19 protein-coding genes and 1 riboswitch are annotated in these 19,796 nt (G+C 61.7%); of the genes, 5 read left to right on the top strand and 14 right to left on the bottom strand.

The window, feature by feature from the left end; all coding sequences use genetic code 11:
* Nucleotides 1-37 precede the first annotated feature (37 nt).
* The 6 genes from HX839_RS04510 to cobO are packed head-to-tail and all read right to left on the bottom strand — an operon-like array spanning nucleotide 38 to nucleotide 6,019.
* Nucleotides 38-1,489, bottom strand: a complete 1,452-nt coding sequence (locus tag HX839_RS04510; RefSeq protein ID WP_177035910.1) for a cobyric acid synthase — start codon at nucleotides 1,487-1,489, stop codon at nucleotides 38-40.
* Nucleotides 1,486-2,475: a threonine-phosphate decarboxylase CobD gene (gene cobD / locus HX839_RS04505; RefSeq protein WP_177040353.1), complete on the bottom strand. Its 990-nt coding sequence runs from the start codon at nucleotides 2,473-2,475 to the stop codon at nucleotides 1,486-1,488. Before cobD ends, HX839_RS04510 begins: the two co-directional genes overlap by 4 nt.
* A complete protein-coding gene (gene cbiB / locus HX839_RS04500) occupies nucleotides 2,468-3,376 on the bottom strand; it encodes an adenosylcobinamide-phosphate synthase CbiB (RefSeq protein WP_087694822.1) in 909 nt (302 codons plus the stop codon). Before cbiB ends, cobD begins: the two co-directional genes overlap by 8 nt.
* The gene (bluB, locus tag HX839_RS04495) at nucleotides 3,373-4,023 is read right to left on the bottom strand and encodes a 5,6-dimethylbenzimidazole synthase (protein WP_003210753.1); all 651 of its coding nucleotides are present in this window, start codon (nucleotides 4,021-4,023) and stop codon (nucleotides 3,373-3,375) included. The genes cbiB and bluB overlap by 4 nt, the downstream gene beginning before the upstream one ends.
* Nucleotides 4,020-5,411 carry a cobyrinate a,c-diamide synthase gene (locus tag HX839_RS04490; RefSeq protein ID WP_177040351.1) on the bottom strand — a complete coding sequence of 464 codons (1,392 nt, stop codon included), beginning with the start codon at nucleotides 5,409-5,411 and terminating at the stop codon, nucleotides 4,020-4,022. Before HX839_RS04490 ends, bluB begins: the two co-directional genes overlap by 4 nt.
* Nucleotides 5,408-6,019 carry a cob(I)yrinic acid a,c-diamide adenosyltransferase gene (gene cobO, locus HX839_RS04485; RefSeq protein WP_177066789.1) on the bottom strand — a complete coding sequence of 204 codons (612 nt, stop codon included), beginning with the start codon at nucleotides 6,017-6,019 and terminating at the stop codon, nucleotides 5,408-5,410. The genes HX839_RS04490 and cobO overlap by 4 nt, the downstream gene beginning before the upstream one ends.
* 79 nt (nucleotides 6,020-6,098) lie before the next feature.
* Nucleotides 6,099-6,336: riboswitch (cobalamin riboswitch) on the bottom strand.
* A 99-nt stretch (nucleotides 6,337-6,435) separates the two neighbouring features.
* Between cobO and HX839_RS04480 the strand changes: the two genes are divergently transcribed.
* On the top strand, nucleotides 6,436-7,749 hold the full coding sequence (locus HX839_RS04480) for a sorbosone dehydrogenase family protein (protein ID WP_177066788.1): 1,314 nt from the start codon (nucleotides 6,436-6,438) through the stop codon (nucleotides 7,747-7,749).
* Nucleotides 7,750-7,882: 133 nt separating this feature from the next.
* Here HX839_RS04480 and HX839_RS04475 read toward each other — a convergent pair whose 3' ends face one another.
* The 5 genes from HX839_RS04475 to HX839_RS04455 all read right to left on the bottom strand — a co-directional run bounded on the left by HX839_RS04475 (nucleotide 7,883) and on the right by HX839_RS04455 (nucleotide 12,502).
* Entirely contained in the window at nucleotides 7,883-8,425 is a 543-nt protein-coding gene (locus tag HX839_RS04475; protein ID WP_003210749.1) for a C40 family peptidase, read from the bottom strand.
* A 144-nt stretch (nucleotides 8,426-8,569) separates the two neighbouring features.
* Nucleotides 8,570-9,199 carry a C40 family peptidase gene (locus HX839_RS04470; protein ID WP_003210748.1) on the bottom strand — a complete coding sequence of 210 codons (630 nt, stop codon included), beginning with the start codon at nucleotides 9,197-9,199 and terminating at the stop codon, nucleotides 8,570-8,572.
* A 213-nt stretch (nucleotides 9,200-9,412) separates the two neighbouring features.
* Nucleotides 9,413-10,117, bottom strand: a complete 705-nt coding sequence (hda, locus tag HX839_RS04465) for a DnaA regulatory inactivator Hda (protein WP_003210747.1) — start codon at nucleotides 10,115-10,117, stop codon at nucleotides 9,413-9,415.
* Nucleotides 10,118-10,334: 217 nt separating this feature from the next.
* Nucleotides 10,335-11,408, bottom strand: coding sequence for an AI-2E family transporter (locus tag HX839_RS04460; protein WP_177019653.1), 1,074 nt, complete (start codon nucleotides 11,406-11,408; stop codon nucleotides 10,335-10,337).
* Nucleotides 11,409-11,461: 53 nt separating this feature from the next.
* Nucleotides 11,462-12,502 (bottom strand): DUF2066 domain-containing protein, encoded by a 1,041-nt coding sequence (locus tag HX839_RS04455; RefSeq protein ID WP_003210745.1) that lies wholly within the window; start codon nucleotides 12,500-12,502, stop codon nucleotides 11,462-11,464.
* A 359-nt stretch (nucleotides 12,503-12,861) separates the two neighbouring features.
* Between HX839_RS04455 and purM the strand changes: the two genes are divergently transcribed.
* The 4 genes from purM to HX839_RS04435 all read left to right on the top strand — a co-directional run bounded on the left by purM (nucleotide 12,862) and on the right by HX839_RS04435 (nucleotide 15,734).
* Nucleotides 12,862-13,920: a phosphoribosylformylglycinamidine cyclo-ligase gene (gene purM / locus HX839_RS04450; RefSeq protein WP_008438191.1), complete on the top strand. Its 1,059-nt coding sequence runs from the start codon at nucleotides 12,862-12,864 to the stop codon at nucleotides 13,918-13,920.
* Nucleotides 13,920-14,570 carry a phosphoribosylglycinamide formyltransferase gene (purN, locus tag HX839_RS04445; RefSeq protein ID WP_008438189.1) on the top strand — a complete coding sequence of 217 codons (651 nt, stop codon included), beginning with the start codon at nucleotides 13,920-13,922 and terminating at the stop codon, nucleotides 14,568-14,570. The genes purM and purN overlap by 1 nt, the downstream gene beginning before the upstream one ends.
* Nucleotides 14,571-14,578: 8 nt before the next feature.
* Complete coding sequence (locus HX839_RS04440; protein ID WP_003210742.1) at nucleotides 14,579-15,292, top strand: DUF3108 domain-containing protein; 714 nt, start codon at nucleotides 14,579-14,581, stop codon at nucleotides 15,290-15,292.
* 253 nt (nucleotides 15,293-15,545) lie between these two features.
* Complete coding sequence (locus tag HX839_RS04435; protein WP_003210741.1) at nucleotides 15,546-15,734, top strand: hypothetical protein; 189 nt, start codon at nucleotides 15,546-15,548, stop codon at nucleotides 15,732-15,734.
* A 224-nt stretch (nucleotides 15,735-15,958) separates the two neighbouring features.
* On the opposite strand, the gene HX839_RS04430 is transcribed toward HX839_RS04435, so the two are convergent.
* From HX839_RS04430 to relA, 3 genes are all read right to left on the bottom strand, one after another.
* The gene (locus tag HX839_RS04430; protein ID WP_003210740.1) at nucleotides 15,959-16,504 is read right to left on the bottom strand and encodes a DUF2058 domain-containing protein; all 546 of its coding nucleotides are present in this window, start codon (nucleotides 16,502-16,504) and stop codon (nucleotides 15,959-15,961) included.
* Nucleotides 16,505-16,529: 25 nt separating this feature from the next.
* Complete coding sequence (gene mazG, locus HX839_RS04425; protein ID WP_177066787.1) at nucleotides 16,530-17,363, bottom strand: nucleoside triphosphate pyrophosphohydrolase; 834 nt, start codon at nucleotides 17,361-17,363, stop codon at nucleotides 16,530-16,532.
* 153 nt (nucleotides 17,364-17,516) lie between these two features.
* The gene (gene relA, locus HX839_RS04420) at nucleotides 17,517-19,760 is read right to left on the bottom strand and encodes a GTP diphosphokinase (RefSeq protein WP_008438176.1); all 2,244 of its coding nucleotides are present in this window, start codon (nucleotides 19,758-19,760) and stop codon (nucleotides 17,517-17,519) included.
* Nucleotides 19,761-19,796 lie beyond the last annotated feature (36 nt).

The following is a 19,796-nucleotide window of genomic DNA, read 5'->3' as shown; positions in this document are numbered from 1 at the left end:
GCAGCAACGGATATGTACACGGTCCATTACAAACAACTCAAACCCCACACAACGAACGCAGTAACCCAGTATCCAAATGCCGCTCTACCAGATCCGCCAACCGCTCAATATCCCGCTCCCGCAACCCGTGATAATCCACCGATTGCACATCCTCCAACCCCGCCCACCGCAACAACGCACTACACGCAGCCGGCGTCTCAAACACCCCATGCAGATAGGTCCCGAGAACCTGCCCATCCTCACTCTGAGCCCCATCCAGGCGCCCATCGTCCAACTGCACCGCAGCCCGCACCAAGCCAGCGCCACTGGTTACACCCGCGTGGATCTCATACCCACTCACCTCGGTATCCTCCAGCAACAACCGCCCCCGCACGTTACGCAGCTGCTTCTCCTCCTCCAGGGTCGTACTGAACGCCAACAACCCCAGCCCAGCGCTAGAACCACAAGGCCCTTCCAAACCCAGCGGGTCATGCACCTGCTCCCCGAGCATCTGCAACCCACCACAAATCCCCAACACCTTCCCGCCATAACGCAGATGCCGAGCCACCGCCGTATCCCACCCGTTGGCCCGCAAATACGCCAAATCACTGCGCACACTCTTCGAGCCCGGCAAAATAATCAGGTCCGCCGCAGGAATCGCCTGCCCCGGCCCCACAAACTGCAAATCCACCTGCGGGTGCAAGCGCAACGGATCAAAATCCGTGTGATTACTGATCCGCGGCAACACCGGCACCACCACCTTGAGCACCTGCGCCGCCTTGTCGATCTGGCGCTGGTCGATGCCGTCCTCGGCCTCCAGGTGCAAATCCATCACATACGGCAACACCCCCACCACCGGCTTGCCCGTGCGCGCTTCCAGCCAATCCAGCCCCGGCTGCAACAACGCAATATCCCCGCGAAACCGGTTGATGATGAAGCCTTTGACCCGCGCCTGTTCGGTCGGCGACAACAATTCCAGCGTACCCACCAGGTGCGCAAACACCCCGCCACGATTGATGTCGGCAATCAGCAGTACCGGGCAGTCCACCGCCTCGGCAAAGCCCATGTTGGCAATATCATTCGCCCGCAGGTTGATCTCCGCCGGTGAACCCGCACCCTCGACCATCACCACCGGATACGCCGCACTCAAGCGCGCGTGGGAGGCAAGCACCGCCTGCATCGCGATGGCTTTGTAATCGTGATAGGCCACCGCATTCATGGTGGTCACGGCGCGCCCATGGATAATCACCTGGGAGCCCGTGTCACTGTTGGGCTTGAGCAATACCGGGTTCATGTCGGTATGGGGCGCCAGGTTCGCGGCCTGGGCCTGCACCGCCTGGGCCCGGCCGATCTCGCCACCTTCGGCGGTCACGGCGCTGTTGAGCGCCATGTTCTGCGGCTTGAAGGGCACCACCGGGATGCCCTGGCGCACCAGCCAGCGGCAGAGTGCGGTCACCAGCGTGCTTTTGCCGGCGTCAGAGGTGGTGCCCTGCACCATCAAGGTACTCATAAGGCTTCCTTGTAGGCCTTCAGTGCCTGTTCCAGCCGCAACCAGTCGGCCTCGGTATCCGGCAGGCCGAAACGCAGGCTGCTGTTGTCGACAAACAAACGCAGCAGAATGCCGCGCTGGGCCATGAATTCATGCAACTGCTCAGCCCGGTCCGTGATCATCCACTGGAACAACGCGCAGCCGCCCTGGGGCCGCAAGTCGTGGCGTTCAAGCACATCAAACAGGCGCTGGCTGGCCGATTCGCAACGCAGCCGCTGTTGCGCATGGCCGGCCGTATCGCGCAGGCATACTTGCCCAAGCACCCGCGTCGGCCCGCTGACGGCCCACGGCCCCACCTGTTCGGCGAGCAGCTTGAGCAGCTTGCGCTCGGCCAGCACGAACCCCAGCCGCACTCCGGCCAGGCCGAAGAATTTGCCGAACGAGCGCAGCACGATCAGGCCGACTTGATGGGCCTGGCCCGCCAGGCTCAGTTGCGGGGTGATGTCCATGAAGGCTTCATCCACCACCAGCCAGCCGCCGCGTTGGGCCAGGCGAGCATGCCAGTCCAGCAGGCGTTGCGGCGTCAAGCTCAGGCCGGTGGGGTTGTTGGGGTTGACCACCACCAGCACGTCGAGGCTGTCGAGGAAGAAGTCGACTTCCTGCTCCAGCACTTCGCGCACGATGTAGCCGGCGCGACGCCAGGCTTCTGCGTGTTCGGCGTAACACGGCGACAGCACACCGACCTTGCCGGCCCGGCGCAGGCGCGGCAATAACTGGATCGCGGCCTGGGAGCCGGCCACCGGCAATACATGGGGCGTGCCGTAATATTCACAGGCAGCCTGCTCCAGGCCGTCATCGTTTTCAGGCAGGCGTGCCCAGGCCCGCAGCGGGATTTCCGGAATCGGGAACGGCCATGGCGCCAGGCCGCTGGACAGGTCCAGCCAGTCTGCTTCTGGAATGCCGTACTGCATCGCCGCCTTGCGCAAGCGGCCACCGTGCTCAAGCATAAAACTCAGCCCCCACACACAGGATCAGCAACCACAGCCACACGCCGCGTTGCACCAGTTGCCAGCCACGCTCGATGGAATCCGCATCCGCCGGCGGGCCTTCGCCCAGTGGCGGGCGCTGGTGCAGCTCACCGTGATAAATCGCTGCACCGCCCAACTCCACGCCAAGGGCACCGGCACCCGCAGCCATCACCGGGCCGGCGTTGGGGCTGTCCCAGGTCGGGCCCTGGGTGCGCCAGCATTTGAGAGCCAGGCGGGTTTTGCCCAGCAGCGCGTAGGTCAACGCCACCAGGCGCGCCGGAATGTAGTTGAGCACGTCATCGATCTTTGCTGCGGCCCAGCCGAAACGCTCAAAGCGTTCATTGCGATAGCCCCACATGGCATCCAGGGTGTTGCTCAGGCGATAGAGCACCACGCCGGGCACGCCAGCGACCACAAACCAGAACAAGGCGGCAAATACCGCGTCGCTGCCGTTTTCCAGCACCGATTCGGTGGCTGCACGGGCGACTTCGGTGCGATCCAGCTCGCTGGTCTGGCGGCTCACCAGATAGCTGACACGCTTGCGGGCCTCGTCCAGATCATCACTGCGTAACGCTTGCGCCACCGGCAGCACGTGTTCGCCGAGGCTGCGCATGCCGAGGGCGCAATACAGCGCGAGGATTTCCAGGACCCAACCGATGTAAGGCGCCCACGAGAGGGCCGTGGCCAGCAGGGTCAGCGGCACCACCGCAATCACCCAGGCGGTAACGCCATGGCTGCGCCAGCCACGGCCGCCGGAGTTGAAACGCTGCTCGATACGCCCGGCAAAATTACCGAACGCCACCAGCGGATGCCAGCGCCTGGGCTCGCCCAGCAGCGCATCCAGCGCCACGGCAGCGACACTCAGCAAGGCCACACTCATTGACTCACTCCCCAAACATTCTCGTACAACATGTCACTCAGCGGCCGTGGTTCGGTCCAGCCTTCGAGCTGCAACATCGGTGCCGGGTAGAACTCGGCCACCGGGCCCAGGCACAACACGGCCAACGGCTTGGCACCGGGCGGCAGGCCCAGCAGATCGGCCAGGGCCTGGGGCTCGAACAGCGAGACCCAGCCCATGCCCAGCCCTTCGACACGAGCCGCCAGCCATAGATTCTGAATCGCACAGGACAACGATGCCATGTCCATTTCCGGCAAGGTGCGGCGCCCGAAGATATGCCGCTCGCGGTCGTCCATCAAGGCAGCCACCAGCACTTCGGCGCAGTCGTTGATGCCTTCGACCTTGAGCTTCATGAACTGGTCGGAGCGCTCGCCGAGAGCCTCGGCGGTGCGTACGCGTTCTTCTTCCACTAGCTGCTGGATCTGGCCGCGCAGGTTGCGGTCGCTGATGCGGATAAAACGCCAGGGCTGCATCAAGCCGACGCTCGGCGCCTGGTGCGCGGCTTGCAGCAGGCGATGGAGCAATTGCGGCGCCACGCTGCCACCGCTGAAGTGCCGCATGTCGCGGCGTTCGGCGATAGCGCGGTAGACGGCTTCGCGGTCGGCTTCCGGAAAGGCGTTGTCAGTCATGGCCTCTTCGCGAGCAAGCCCGCTCCCACATTGGATTGCGTTTCAACTCGGTCAAGTGTGGGAGCTGGCTTGCCTGCGATGGCGGTCTCAAGGCTTGGCGCAAACAAGGCAGCCACCGCCATCGGGTTGGACGGGAAGTAAAAGTGCACGTAGGAAGCCGTCATCCGGCCCTGACGATAAACCGCCTCGGCACCGCGCCCGCCATTCGGGCTCAGGCCCCGGGCAATCGGCTGCCACTCGGTGCTGGTCAGCGAGTGATGGTAGGTGTGACCGCGCAAGAGGCCTTCGGGCAGTTCGACGTTTTGCAGGGCCAGTGCCGCCAGACGCTTTTGCATCACGGCGTCGCCCTGGAGCAGGCCGACCAGTTCGGCACGGGTGCCGTCGACATCGGTGAGCGAGTCCAGCAGATAGAGCATGCCGCCGCATTCGGCCAGCAGTGGCTTGCCAGCAGCGTGGTGGGCGCGGATGGCGTCGAGCATCGCGGTATTTTCCGACAGCGCCTGGTGATGCAATTCCGGATAACCGCCGGGCAGGTAGAGGCTGTCAGCTTCGGGCAATGCACGGTCACGAATCGGCGAGAAGAAGCGCAGCTCGGCGCCCATCGCTCGCAACAGGTCGAGGCTGGCGCCGTAGGTAAACGCGAAGGCTTCGTCGCGGGCCACGGCGATGCGCACGCCGGCCAGCAACGGTTGGGCCTCGATCACCTCGGGCGCAGCGAATTCCACCGGCGGTGGCAGCGCTACCTCACAGCTGCTGCCCAGGGCCTGGGCGGCGGCGTCGAGGCGCAGGTCGAGGTCGTTCAATTCGCTGGCCTGCACCAGGCCAAGGTGGCGGCTGGGCAATTCGATCCCGGTTTCCCGGGACAGTGCGCCGTACCAGCGCAGGCCTTCGGTCAGGCTGCCCTCAAGCAGTTGCGCATGGCGCAATGTGCCGACGCGGTTGGCCAGCACGCCGGCAAACGGCAGGTCCGGCTGGTAACGCGCCAGGCCCAATGCCAGGGCACCGAAGGTCTGGGCCATGGCCGTGCCATCGATGACCGCCAGTACCGGCACGCCAAAATGCCGCGCCAGGTCGGCGCTGGACGGCGTGCCGTCGAACAGGCCCATCACGCCTTCGATCAGGATCAGGTCGGCTTCCCCCGCCGCTTCCCACAGCAATCGGCGACTTTCCTGCTCGCCGACCATCCACATGTCCAATTGATAGACCGGCGCACCACTGGCGCGCTCGTGGATCATCGGGTCGAGAAAGTCCGGGCCGCATTTGAACACTCGCACCTTGCGCCCCAGGTTGCGGTGCAAACGGGCGAGCGCGGCGGTGACGGTGGTTTTGCCCTGGCCGGACGCCGGTGCGGCGATCAGCACAGCAGGACAGTGACGGGGCTGATTCAAAGTTCGATGCCTTTCTGCGCCTTGATACCCGCCTGGAATGCATGCTTGAGCATGCCCATTTCAGTCACGGTGTCGGCCATTTCGATCAATTCGGGTTTCGCGCCACGGCCGGTGACCAGCACGTGTTGCATCGGCGGGCGCGCCTGCAGGTCGCTGAGTACCTGGTCCAGGTCGAGGTAGCCGTGCTTGAGGGCGATATTCAGTTCATCCAGCACCACCAGGCCGATGGCCGGGTTCTGCAGCATTTCCCGGGAGACCGCCCAGGCGGCTTCGGCGGCCACGATGTCGCGGGCACGGTCCTGGGTTTCCCAGGTAAAACCTTCGCCCATCACGTGGAAGCGCACCTGCTCGGGGAAACGGCGGAAGAACAGTTCTTCGCCAGTGCTGTTGCGGCCCTTGATGAACTGCACCACGCCACACTGCATGCCGTGGCCCATGGCCCGGGCCAGCATGCCAAAGGCCGAGCTGCTCTTGCCTTTGCCATTGCCGGTAAGCACCAGCAGCAACCCGCACTCGTTCGGTGAATTGGCAATGCGCTCGTCAATCACGGCTTTTTTGCGCAGCATGCGCGCCAGGTGGCGTTCGTCACGTTCGGGGGATTCAGTCATGGCAGCTCTCCGTTGGGGCTGGACAAAAACGGCGGGCAGGAAAAAGACACATACAGACAGCCAAGCATCGCCCACCGTGATGCTGTTGGATGGATCAGGCCGGTCTCCGGGCTCATGAGTGGCATTGGATGCCGAAGGTGCGCCTTCCCATATCGCGGGCGATACAGTGGCTTAAGGCACCGTCTTGACTCATTTACCGTTGCGGGGGCAGCGCCGGGATCGTGGCAGCACTGTAGAAAAATGCGCTCACTCACCGGCTTCCCTGTTTCACTCAGTCGGCGCGTACGCCACAGAGCACCTGAAACAAGCCGGGAAGGTTAGTGGGTTGGGGGTGGAGCGTCAATTAAAGCCGGACATGCGCGTGAACCATCGGGCCGCTGCGTGCCTCTACCGCTACAGGTATTAAGGAGAAAACCATGCACAAGACCCGACTTGCCCTACTGATCATGCTCGCCGGCACCCTCGCCGCCTGCGGCGAAAGCTCTACCCTGCAAGTGTCCGACGGCACCGGGCCCTCGCCCAAACTGCCGGAACCGAATAAAACCCTGATCCCCACGGTGAATATCGCCCCGGCCATCGGCTGGCCCGAAGGCACCAAGCCAACGGCGGCGGCAGGCACTCAAGTAGCGGCGTTTGCCGAAGGCCTGGACCATCCGCGCTGGCTGTATGTGCTGCCCAATGGCGATGTGCTGGTGGCAGAAACCAATGCGCCACCCAAGCCGGACGATTCCAAGGGTATTCGTGGCTGGGTGATGGAGAAAGTCATGGGCCGCGCCGGGGCCGCCGTGCCGAGCCCCAACCGCATCACCCTGCTGCGGGACGCCGACCACGACGGCATAGCCGAAACCCGCACGGTGTTCCTGGAGAACCTGAACTCGCCGTTCGGCATGACACTGGTGGGCAGCGACCTGTATGTGGCCGATTCGGACAAGCTGCTGCGCTTCCCCTATCAGCCAGGCGAAACCTCGATCAAGGAAGCCGGCACCACGGTGACCGACTTGCCGGGCGGCAGCATCAACCATCACTGGACCAAGAACGTGGTCGCGAGCCAGGACGGCAGCAAGTTGTACGTCAGCGTGGGCTCCAACAGCAACGTCGCGGAAAACGGCCTGGAAGCCGAACAAGGCCGCGCCGCGATCTGGGAAGTGGACCGCGCTACCGGCCAGCACCGTATCTTCGCCTCCGGCCTGCGCAACCCCAACGGCATGGCTTGGGAACCGCAAAGCGGCAGGCTGTGGACGGCGGTGAATGAGCGCGATGAAATCGGCAGCGACCTGGTGCCGGACTACATCACCTCGGTCAAGGATGGCGCGTTCTATGGCTGGCCCTTCAGTTACTACGGGCAGCACGTGGATGTGCGGGTGAGTCCGCAGAACCCGGAACTGGTAGCCAAGGCGATTGCCCCGGACTACGCGGTGGGCCCGCACACAGCCTCCTTGGGACTGACCTTTGCCGACGGCAGCAAGCTACCGGCGCAATTCAGCAATGGCGCGTTTATCGGCCAGCATGGTTCGTGGAACCGCAAGCCACACAGTGGCTACAAGGTGATCTTCGTGCCGTTTGAAGGCGGCAAACCCAAAGGCCAGCCGGTGGATGTGCTGACCGGGTTCCTCGACAGCGACGAGAAAGCCATGGGCCGCCCGGTCGGCGTGGTGATCGACAAGCAGGGGGATTTGCTGGTGGCGGATGACGTGGGGAACAAGGTGTGGCGAGTGTCGGCGGCTAAATAGCCAGCTTCGCAAACACCCCAAAACAAATGTGGGAGCGGGCTTGCTCGCGAATGCAGTGTGTCAGTCAGCTTGTTGTCGACTGATCCACCGCATTCGCGAGCAAGCCCGCTCCCACATTTGGTTTCGTGTTTTCCTAGGGGTTTCGTGCCAGGTGCTCGGCTGGCAACACACGCTTGGCGCTCAGGTAGGCGTTTTGCCAATAGGCTTTGGACAGCGTGTCCAGCTTCACCGTACCGCCGGTTTGCGGCGCATGCACAAAGCGCCCTTCTCCCACGTAGATCCCGGCGTGGCTGACCTGCGAGCCGCCACCCGTGGCGAAGAAGATCAGGTCACCGGTCTGCAGGTTGTTTTCGCTCACGTCCTGGGCGCGCATCACGATCAGCTCGCGAGTGGTACGTGGCAAGGAGATGCCCGCCGCGTCACGGTAGACGAAACCGATCAAGCCACTGCAATCAAACCCCGAGTCCGGCGTATTGCCGCCCCAGCGATAAGGCGTGCCGACCAGGCCCAGCGCACGAAAAAGCACGTCTTCGGCCGCAGGCGAGAAACTTTGGGTGGCATAGGTGTTGAACACCGGCTTGGGCTTGACGGCCACGGGAGCAGGCGGAGGACGACTTGCGCAGGCGCTGAGCAGCGCGGCGCAAACGAGAAGAATTAGGCGGGCCGAGGTCGACATGGGCAGAACAATCCTGATCTGGATGCGGCTTTCGCTGCCGAACGTTGAAAAACAGAACGCGCAAGCAAAGCTCGCGCGATCAATTTACAACAATGTCCAGGGATTCTAGCGCTTACACGTCAAACTTCAAGTATCACTTTAACTTTACTTGCTGGCGGTAACGGTAGTCGGGGCCATCGCCAGGGCGCGCTTGGCTTCGATGAAGGTTTTGCTCCAGTAGCTGTCACCCAGGTTGTCGACTCGCACACCACCGCTGCGGCGGCTGCTGGAGTGGATAAACTGGTTGTCGCCCAGGTAGATACCGGCGTGGCTGACACGACCACGGCCAGCCGTACTAAAGAAAAGCAGATCACCGGGCTTGAGGTTGTTCCGCGCGACCAACGGTGCATCCACGTTGATCATTTCGCGGGTGGAACGCGGCAGGTTCATGCCGGCTTCCTCGCGGAACAGGTAGCCGATGAAACCGCTGCAGTCGAAACCGGCTTCAGAGGTACCGCCGAAACGGTAACGGGTACCGATCAGGGACATGCCGCGTTCGAGAATGCTATCGGCCAGAACGGGAAGCTGGTAAGGCTTGGCGCCGGCGAAGTCGGCGAGTTCTTTTTCAGTTGCGATCTCTTCCTGATAAACAGTGGAAGACTGCGACGCAACGAATTTTGCCTGGGACTGCTGTACTGGTTTTTGCTGCTCAGCCACGTTTTGAGTGTGGGTGGCGCAACCAAACAACAGGGTAACGAGTGCGAGAGGCACGAGGGGTGCGAAGCGATTTAGCATGGGCACGACCGTGGCTGATGTGTAAAGAAGCCGAGACTATGCCTTCTATCACATCGATTTGCAAATTCAATCGTGATCTATGTGACTTCTTGTTTGGACTATGACATCTAAGCCCTTAACACCCTATGCCAGCCATTTGCGTGGCCAAAACGGCCCAAACGCAGGTTTTCTGGCGCCTGTAATTTGCCGAACGCCCCGGTTTTAAAGGGCTGGCTACCAGCCCAGGGTTTCTTTGAGGAAGGGAATAGTCAGCTTGCGCTGGGCTTGCAAGGAAGCCTGGTCGAGCTGTTCGAGCAAGTCGAACAGTGCGCTCATGCTGCGTGTACCGCGAGTGAGAATAAAATGCCCGACTTCATCGGTCAGGTGCAACCCGCGGCGCGAAGCACGCAGTTGCAGGGCCCGCAGTTTGTCTTCGTCGGACAACGGGCGCATCTGGAAAATCAGCGCCAGGGTCAGCCTCGACTTCAAGTCCGCCAGCTTCACCGGCAGCTCACGTGGCGAGGTGGAGGCGGCAATCAACAAACGCCGGCCGCTGTCACGCAAGCGGTTGAACAGATGGAACAGTGCCTCTTCCCAATCTGCCCGCCCCGCCACTGCCTGCAAATCGTCCAGGCAGACCAGTTCGTATTGTTCGAGGTTGTCGAGGATCTCGATACCGCGGTCCAGCAGCTCCGCCAGCGGCAGGTACACCGCCGGTTCACCCATCTGTTCGAAGCGCAGGCAAGCGGCCTGTAACAAGTGGGTACGCCCCACGCCGTGCTTGCCCCAGAGGTAGATCAAGCTTTCGGTCCACCCGGCGTCGGCTTCGCAGAGCCGCTCGACATAGCCGAGTGCAGCGGCATTGGCGCCTGGGTAGTAATTGATAAAGGTGGCGTCGTCACGCAGACGCACACCTAGGGGCAGCTGAATCGGTTTCATGCTGACTGAACGGTTCCAATCGAACCGTTAGTGACCTCTGTGTAAAGTTTGCAAAGTTTATACCCGTGACGCCGGGCGCACAATGCAGCAGACCACAAGCAAAATCAAAGGTTTGCGTTAACTTGTTGGATTTGGTGAGGAATGTTTGACGCAATGGCGAAACGCCAGAGCCGATAAATGACAAACCCGGCCTTGAGCCGGGTTTGTGATGCTGCGGTTATAACTCCGGTTCGTCGGTTCCGGCGTACATGTCCGAGTCCTTGTACAAGTCGTGCACATGGCGCACCAGCACCATGATCACCGCCGCCACCGGCAGCGCCAGCAGGATGCCGGTAAAGCCGAACAGCTCGCCGCCCGCCAGGATCGCAAAGATTACCGCCACCGGGTGCAGGCCGATCCGGTCGCCCACCAGCAATGGCGTCAGCACCATGCCTTCCAAGGCCTGGCCGACCATGAACACCGCGACAATCCCGAGCATCGGGTACAGGTCGCCGTGGAACTGGAACAACCCGGCCACCAGCGCCGCACCGATACCAATCACGAAGCCCATATAAGGCACGATGGCTGCCAGGCCGGCGATCAGGCCGATCAACAGCCCCAGTTCCAGGCCGATCGCCATCAACCCCGCCGCGTAGATGATCCCCAGCGCCAGCATCACCAGCAACTGGCCACGGACGAAGGCGCCGAGCACCTCATGACACTCCTCGGCCAGGGAGACAATGCGCTCCTCACGGTCGCGCGGCAGCAGGCCGCGGATCTTGGCCATCATGATGTCCCAGTCCCGCAGCAGGTAGAATGCCACGACCGGGATCAGCACCAGGTTGGTCAGCCAGCCAATCAGCGCCAGGCTCGACGCCGTCGCCTGGCTCAGCACCACGCCGACAATGTCGGTGGTCTGGCCCATGTGCTCGCTGATGGCCGCCTTGACCTTGTCGAACTTCCAGAAGCCGTCTGCCAGCCCCAGCTTGGCCTGCGCCCACGGCATGGCCGTGTGTTGCAGCCAGTCGAGCATCTGCGGCGCCAGCTCATAGAGCTTGAACAGCTGCTTGGCCAACATCGGCACCAGCACCAGGACCAGCGCCGTGATGATCAAGGTGAACAACGCAAACACCGCCACCACGCCCCAGGTACGTGACAGGCCGAGCTTTTCCAGGCGATCCACCACCGGATCGAACAGGTAGGCCAGCAGTAACGCGACCAGGAACGGCGTCAGGATCGAATGCAGCAGGAACACAAAAACGCACAGCAGGACAATCCCGCCAAGCCACACCCAACGACGCGTATCCGCCATAAACCACTCCCTCTGTTATTTGCTTCCTGCTTCTATATAAGAAGGAAGAACACTTACCAATGAAAACGTAGCTGCGGCGTCGGCTCGACCGGTGCCGGTTGCGCGCCTTCTACCACCGGCTGCGGAGCCGGAGCTTCACCTGCCGGGATTTCCTGCAACTTGGCCAGGCTCAACTGGGTGCGCAGCTGCTCGGCGCTGCCATTCACCCGATAAACGATGCGAGTGCCGTCCACGCGCACCGGCTGGGCACCGAACGGTTCCAGCAGATGGCCGAGGGCGGCGTAATGCTCGAGGTTCATGCCCTGCACTTCCAGCAACTGATCACTGGTGGCAGCGCCGGCCTTGACCGCAAAGCGTGGTGCCAGGCGTTCGCTGACGGCCAGCAGCACGGCGTCAGCCAATGCGGCAGTATCAGTGCCGGTGGCGGTGCCCTGCTCGCTTTTATCCCCCAGCCACAGGCGCCATTTGGCCGACCATTGGCCGCCGTCTTCGCGAGCATGCACCGCCAGCAAGGCATCGGCCCCATAACGCTCGGACGCGGCGCGCAGCGGTGTGGCGTCAGGGCTTTCAAGATTCGGGGCGGTGGCGACGATCTGTTCGTCCAGGTCACCCAATGGCAGACGCAGCGGCAAACCACGATGCTGGGCCGCGCGGCGCAGCGGCTGGGCGACGGCCTGGCCATCACCGACCAGGCTGCTGCCTTCCACGGAGTCGTTCAGCCACCAACCGAGGATCGATGGCCGATTGCTGCCCCACAGCGCCAGGCCCGCGCCACGCAACGCGCGGTCGGTGCTGACCGGGTCGAAATCCACCTGCAGGCTTTCCGGCGGGCCGGCGTCGTAGCCATACTGACTGATGATTTGTTGCGGGTCTTTGCGGATCGCCGCCAGGCCCGGGCCATCGGCGGCCTTGGCGTCGCCGGTCAGGCGGATCACCAGGGTTTGCAGGGCACGCTGGGTCGCCTGGTCGCGCTCCTGGGGAGACTGACTGCTGACCGGCTCCAGCACTTGATAGAGACCATTGAGGGTTTCGGCATGACTCGCCAGGCTGACCAACGACAAGCAGCCCACAAAAAAATATTTACTCAGACCCATGAAAGAAGATTCCCGAACGGCAAATAAGCGGTTGGAACAGACCGCGTGAACACTGTTGAGCAAGGCTGTGACCACAGCGACCGGCAAAACATTCACAGGGTCTCGGCAAGTTTTTGTACTGTCATAACGATAGCGAGTTAAAGGCTATACCTTAATAGGGCCTGTGACCGACTCGATTAGCGATTTTTTTAACAGCTATTGCCCCTGCCCGTCGGCCCGAGGATGGCCGCTGCCCCTCAAGCCTGATAAAATCGCGCGCCTTCGCAGACCGTCAATGGCAGGCCGTGCTGAAACTTCAGGTTTCGGTACACCCGCCGCATTCGGTCGTTACCCCTGAATCCCCCCTAAAGGCCTGGATCATGAGCAAGCAACCCTCCCTGAGCTACAAGGACGCCGGTGTAGACATCGACGCCGGTGAAGCATTGGTCGAACGCATCAAGAGCGTCGCCAAGCGCACTGCGCGCCCCGAAGTCATGGGCGGCCTGGGCGGTTTTGGCGCCCTCTGCGAGATCCCGGCCGGCTACAAGCAGCCTGTATTGGTCTCCGGCACCGACGGTGTGGGCACCAAGCTGCGCCTGGCACTGAACCTGAACAAGCACGACAGCATCGGCATCGACCTGGTTGCCATGTGCGTGAACGACCTGGTGGTGTGCGGCGCCGAGCCGCTGTTCTTCCTTGACTACTATGCCACCGGCAAGCTCAACGTCGAGACCGCTACCCAGGTGGTCACCGGCATTGGCGCTGGCTGCGAACTGTCCGGCTGCTCCCTGGTCGGCGGCGAAACCGCTGAAATGCCAGGCATGTACGAAGGCGAAGACTACGACCTGGCCGGTTTCTGCGTCGGCGTTGTCGAAAAATCCGAAATCATCGACGGTTCCAAGGTGGCTGCCGGTGACGCCCTGCTGGCCCTGCCATCGTCCGGCCCGCACTCCAACGGCTACTCGCTGATCCGCAAGATCATCGAAGTGTCCGGCGCCGACATCGAAACCATCCAGCTCGACGGCAAGCCCTTGACCGACCTGCTGATGGCCCCGACCCGCATTTACGTGAAGCCGTTGCTCAAGCTGATCAAGGACACCGGCGCGGTCAAGGCCATGGCCCACATCACCGGTGGCGGCCTGCTGGACAACATCCCGCGCGTACTGCCTAAAGGCGCCCAGGCGATTGTCGACGTGGCCAGCTGGCAGCGCCCGGCAGTCTTCGACTGGCTGCAAGAGAAAGGCAACGTCAACGAAACCGAGATGCACCGCGTGCTGAACTGCGGCGTGGGCATGGTCATCTGCGTGGCTCAAGAGCACGTTGAAAGCGCGCTGAACGTATTGCGTGAAGCCGGCGAACAGCCTTGGGTCATCGGCCAGATCGCTACCGCCCCTGAAGGCGCGGCTCAGGTTGAACTGAAGAACCTTAAGGCGCACTGATGCCTGCAACCTGTGATGTCGTGGTGCTGCTCTCCGGCACCGGCAGTAACTTGCAGGCCCTGATCGACAGCACGCGCGCCGGCGACAGCCCGGTGCGCATCGCTGCGGTGATTTCCAACCGCAGCGACGCCTACGGCCTGCAACGCGCCAGGGACGCAGGTATCGACACCCGCTCCCTGGATCACAAGGCTTTTGAAGGCCGCGAGGCCTTCGACAGCGCCTTGATCGAACTGATCGACGCCTTCAACCCCAAACTCGTGGTACTGGCCGGCTTCATGCGCATTCTCAGCGCTGACTTCGTGCGTCACTACAACGGGCGTCTGCTGAATATCCACCCGTCCCTGCTGCCAAAATACAAAGGGTTACACACCCACCAGCGTGCCCTGGAGGCCGGCGACACCGAGCACGGCTGCAGCGTGCACTTTGTCACCGAGGAACTCGATGGCGGGCCTCTGGTCGTACAGGCAGTAGTTCCGGTAGAGTCTGCGGACTCTGCGCAGACGCTTGCGCAACGGGTTCACACCCAGGAACACAGGATTTACCCGCTGGCTGTTCGCTGGTTCGCTGAGGGGCGGTTGATTCTTGGCGACCACGGTGCATTATTGGACGGTCAGTTACTTGCGGCCAGCGGCCACTTGATTCGAACCTAGGAGACTTTATGCGTCGCGCCCTGCTCTTCGCTTTTGCGCTGTTCGCCTTGCCTGCCGTGCAAGCGGCAGACCTTCACCCTTTCTCCGCCAGCTACACCGCCGACTGGAAACAGTTGCCCATGAGTGGTTCGGCAGAACGCAGCCTGACCAAGAATGACAACGGCAGCTGGACCTTGAATTTCAAGGCTTCCATGATGATCGCCAGCCTGACTGAAACCAGCGTGATCCGCTTCGACAAAGACGCCCTGCAACCGGTGAGCTACACCTTCGAACGCGGTGGCCTGGGCAAGACGAAGAAGATCAACCTCGACTTCGATCAGACGGCCAAGAAAGTCACCGGCTTTGAAAACAAGGACCCGGTCAACGTGGCCCTTCAAAGCGGCATGCTCGACAAGTCGACCTACCAGTTGGCATTGCAGCGCGATGTGGCAGCCGGCAAGAAAAGCATGAGCTACAACGTCGTCGAAGGCACTGATGTCGATACCTACGACTTCCGCGTGATCGGCCCGGAAAAGGTCCAGACCAAAGCCGGCTCCATCGATGCGATCAAGGTCGAGCGCGTGCGTGACCCGACTCAAAGCAAGCGCATTACCCAAATGTGGTTTGCCAAGGACTGGGGCGGCATCCTGGTTGCCCTGCGCCAGGTCGAGACCGACGGCAAGGAATACAACATCATGCTGCAAGACGGTACCGTTGACGGCAAGGCTGTCAAAGGCAGCTGATCCTCTGCGCAATGAAAGAGCCTCGCGTACGCGGGGCTTTTTTTCGCCTGTCGCCTGACGCCAACATGAAACTTTTGTCATAAAACTCAGCGCTCTGCGACGCAATGTCGCGGTTTCCGTGGGCTCGCGGGATTACTCCATTTTCTGTAAAGGTGTGTTGCAATTCCTGGTTATTTACTTAGCAAGCTAACAAATCATATAACAAAGGCCTGCGACGCCTTGCCGCAGATCAACCAGAGATTGGAGCAAGCAGATGACTGTAAAAGTAACTGAACGCGACGATGAACATATGTCCCACGAAGCAGTAGCCCACGGGATTCACATCTGGGATGTACACCAGCAAGACCTGCTGGTCGGCATGTTTCACGACGAGGCCGAAGCTCATAATTATAAAAACGAGCTCGAGACCCTTGAGATGAAACGCCAGGCGCAAAGCTCCTGAAACTCTGAAATCCTGTAGATAACCAGCCCCACGCAGCTGGAGTGTCTATAAACACAAACCCCGCCTTTTGAGCGGGGTTTGTGTTTTTGGGGTTGGGGGTTGGGATTTTGGGGGCGCTTCGCGCCCCAGCGGGAGCAAGCTCCCTCGCCACAGCAAGCTGCCTCGCCACAGCAAGCTCCCTCGCCACAACAAGCCGTCTCGCCACAATGTGTGTTTCTAACGCATTACCACATCAGGTCGTCAGGGATCTGGTAGGCGGCGTACGGATCATCCTCATCCGGCACCTGGCTTTCGGTCAGCACGTTCATCTGGACGATGCGCTCTGGCGCCCGCTCCTGGATCTTCAGCGCGGCTTCGCGCGGGATCACCTCGTAACCGCCACCGTGATGCACGATCGCCAGGGAGCCGTTGCTCAGCTTGTTACGCATCAGCGTGTTGACCGACAGGCGCTTGACCTTCTTGTCATCCACGAAGTTGTAGTAGTCCTCGGTGGTCAGCTTGGGCAGGCGCGAGGTTTCGATCAATTGCTTGACCTGCGCAACGCGGGCCTTGGCCTCGGCCTTTTCCTGCTGCTGACGGTTCAGCTCCTGGTCGCGCTTGACCTTTTCGGCATGCGCCTGGATGGCCAGGCGCGCCTGGCTGTCGTCCGCTTCGGCCTGGCCTTTATGCACCAGGCGCTGCTGTTTCTGTTTCTCTTTGCCGACCTGCTTGGCCTGCTTTTGGTTGACCAGGCCTGCTTTGAGCAACTGGTCGCGAAGGGAAATGCTCATGGTGCTTACTCACTTGGGCAACGGCTCAGCCGCAGCTGGACAGATTCTTTTCCTGGCGTTTGGCTTCGCCCCACAGGGCGTCCAACTCTTCGAGGGTGCAATCTTCTATGGGACGGTGGGTCTCGCGCAATGCCTGTTCGATAAATCGGAAACGTCGTTCGAATTTAGCGTTGGCTAAACGCAAGGCTGCTTCCGGGTCGACCTGGAGGTGACGGGCCAGGTTGACCGCCGCAAACAGCAGGTCACCTACTTCATCGGCGATGGCTGCCGGGTCGTTATCGGCCATGGCTTCGAGCACTTCATCCAGCTCTTCGCGCACGTTATCCACCACGGGCAACGCGGCCGGCCAGTCGAAACCCACCTGCCCGGCGCGCTTTTGCAATTTGGCGGCGCGGGAAAGCGCCGGCAAGGCCGTGGGCACATCATCCAGCAGGGATAACTGCTGTGGGACGTCGGACTTTTCCGCACGCTCCTCGGCCTTTATTTCTTCCCAACGCTGCTTGACCTGCTCTTCGCTCAGCTGCGGAATATCCAGCGGCGCGTACAAGTCTCCCGTGGGAAACACATGCGGGTGACGGCGAATCAACTTGCGGGTAATGCTGTCGATCACCCCAGCGAATTCGAAGCGCCCTTCTTCCCGCGCCAGCTGGCTGTAATACACCACCTGGAACAACAGGTCGCCCAGCTCACCTTGCAGGTGATCAAAATCCCCGCGCTCGATCGCATCGGCGACTTCGTAGGCTTCTTCCAGGGTGTGGGGGACGATGGTGGCGTAGGTTTGCTTGATGTCCCACGGGCAACCGTATTGCGGGTCGCGCAGGTGGTTCATCAGGTGCAGCAGGTCTTCAAGTGAATACATCAGTCTCTTTCCGCAGAAGTGGGAACGCTGAGGATCAAATGTGGGAGCGGGCTTGCTCGCGAAGGCGTCGTGTCAGTTGCCTGATATTTGACAGACACATCGCCTTCGCGAGCAAGCCCGCTCCCACATTTCAGTCCGCGCTCATCCAGCTACTCATGGCGTGCGATTACGCCGGGTCTCAATAATGTTCGGCAACTGGGAAATACGCCCCAGCAACCGACCCAACGCGTCCAGCCCCGGAATCTCGATGGTCAGGGACATCAGCGCCGTGTTGTCCTCTTTGTTCGAGCGGGTGTTGACCGCCAGCACGTTGATCCGCTCATTGAGCAGCACCTGCGACACATCACGCAGCAGCCCGGAACGGTCGTAGGCACGAATGATGATGTCCACCGGATAGGTCAACACCGGCACCGGGCCCCAACTGACCTGGATGATCCGCTCCGGCTCGCGCCCGCCCAGTTGCAACACCGAGGCACAGTCCTGGCGGTGAATGCTCACCCCGCGGCCCTGAGTGATGTAACCGACGATGGCGTCGCCCGGCAATGGCTGGCAGCAGCCGGCCATTTGCGTCATCAGGTTGCCGACGCCCTGGATCTGGATATCGCCCCGCTTGCCCGGCTTGTAGCCGGTGGCCTTGCGTGGAATCAGTTCCAGCTGCTCGCTGCCACGCTCCGGCTCAACCAGTTGCTGGGCCAGGTTGACCAACTGCGCCAGGCGCAGATCGCCGGCACCGAGGGCGGCGAACATGTCTTCGGCGATCTTCATGTTGGCCTTTTCGGCCAGCTTGTCGAAGTCCACCTGCGGCAGGCCCAGGCGTGCCAATTCGCGCTCGAGCAAGGTCTTGCCGGCGGCGACGTTCTGGTCGCGCGCCTGCAATTTGAACCAGTGGACAATCTTCGCCCGCGCCCTGGACGTGGTGATGTAGCCCAGGTTCGGGTTCAGCCAGTCGCGGCTCGGCGTACCGTGCTTGCTGGTAATGATCTCGACCTGTTCACCGGTCTGCAGGCTGTAGTTGAGCGGCACGATGCGCCCGTTGATCTTGGCGCCACGGCAGTTGTGGCCGATCTCGGTGTGCACCCGGTACGCAAAATCCAGCGGTGTGGCGCCCTTGGGCAGGTCGATCGCGTGGCCGTCGGGGGTGAAGATGTAGACCCGGTCAGGTTCGATATCTACCCGCAGCTGGTCGGCCAAACCGCCGATGTCGCCCAGCTCTTCGTGCCACTCCAGCACCTGGCGCAACCAGGAGATTTTCTCTTCGTACTGGTTCGACCCGGCCTTGACGTCGGTGCCCTTGTAGCGCCAGTGAGCGCATACGCCCAGCTCCGCCTCTTCGTGCATCGCGTGGGTGCGGATCTGTACTTCCAGCACCTTGCCCTCGGGGCCGATCACTGCCGTGTGCAATGAGCGGTAACCGTTTTCCTTGGGGTTGGCGATGTAGTCGTCGAATTCCTTGGGGATGTGCCGCCACAGCGTGTGCACGATACCCAGCGCGGTGTAGCAGTCGCGCATTTCCGGCACCAGCACACGCACGGCGCGCACGTCGTAGATCTGGCTGAAGGCCAGGCCCTTGCGCTGCATTTTGCGCCAGATGGAATAGATGTGTTTGGCCCGGCCGCTGATGTCGGCTTCAACGCCGGTGGCCTGCAATTCGGTGCGCAGTTGGCTCATCACATCGGCGATGAACCGCTCACGGTCCAGCCGCCGCTCATGGAGCAGCGTGGCAATCTGTTTGTATTGATCGGGTTCGAGGTAACGGAAGGACAAGTCCTCCAGTTCCCACTTGATATGGCCGATGCCCAGGCGGTGGGCCAGCGGCGCGTAGATATCGAACACCTCGCGGGCGACGCGGTTGCGCTTTTCGTCGTCGGCGGTTTTCACCGCCCGAATCGCGCAGGTACGCTCGGCCAGCTTGATCAAGGCGACGCGCACGTCGTCGACCATCGCCACCAGCATCTTGCGCAGGTTTTCCACCTGGCCCTGGGTGCCCAGCACCATCGACTGGCGCGGGCTGAGGCTGGCACTGATCGCCGCCATGCGCAGCACGCCGTCGATCAGCTTGGCCACCACGGTGCCGAAACGCTGGCTGATGGTGGGCAGCTGAATGTGCCCTTCGCGCACGCCGCGATACAGCACCGCCGCGATCAGCGAATCCTGATCGAGCTTGAGATCGGCGAGGATCTCGGCGATTTCCAACCCGGTGCGAAAGCTTGAAGTGCCTTCGGCCCACAGGTTCTTCGCCGCATTGTCTTGCTGTTCAGACTCACGAGCGAACTCGCAGGCTGCTTTCAAGGCTTCACGGTCCAGTGCCGGGTCGACACTGATGGCATGATCCAGCCATGCCTCGAGATTGATACTGCCGTCGGTGTTGATCGGCTGGTGTGCTCTCACCTGTACCATCTTGCTTACCTTCCCTACGACGCACCTTTTAGTGCG

The organism is Pseudomonas sp. I8001 (assembly GCF_013385345.1).
Classification (GTDB): Bacteria; Pseudomonadota; Gammaproteobacteria; order Pseudomonadales; family Pseudomonadaceae; genus Aquipseudomonas.
This window is presented reverse-complemented; position numbering and strand designations above follow the sequence as displayed.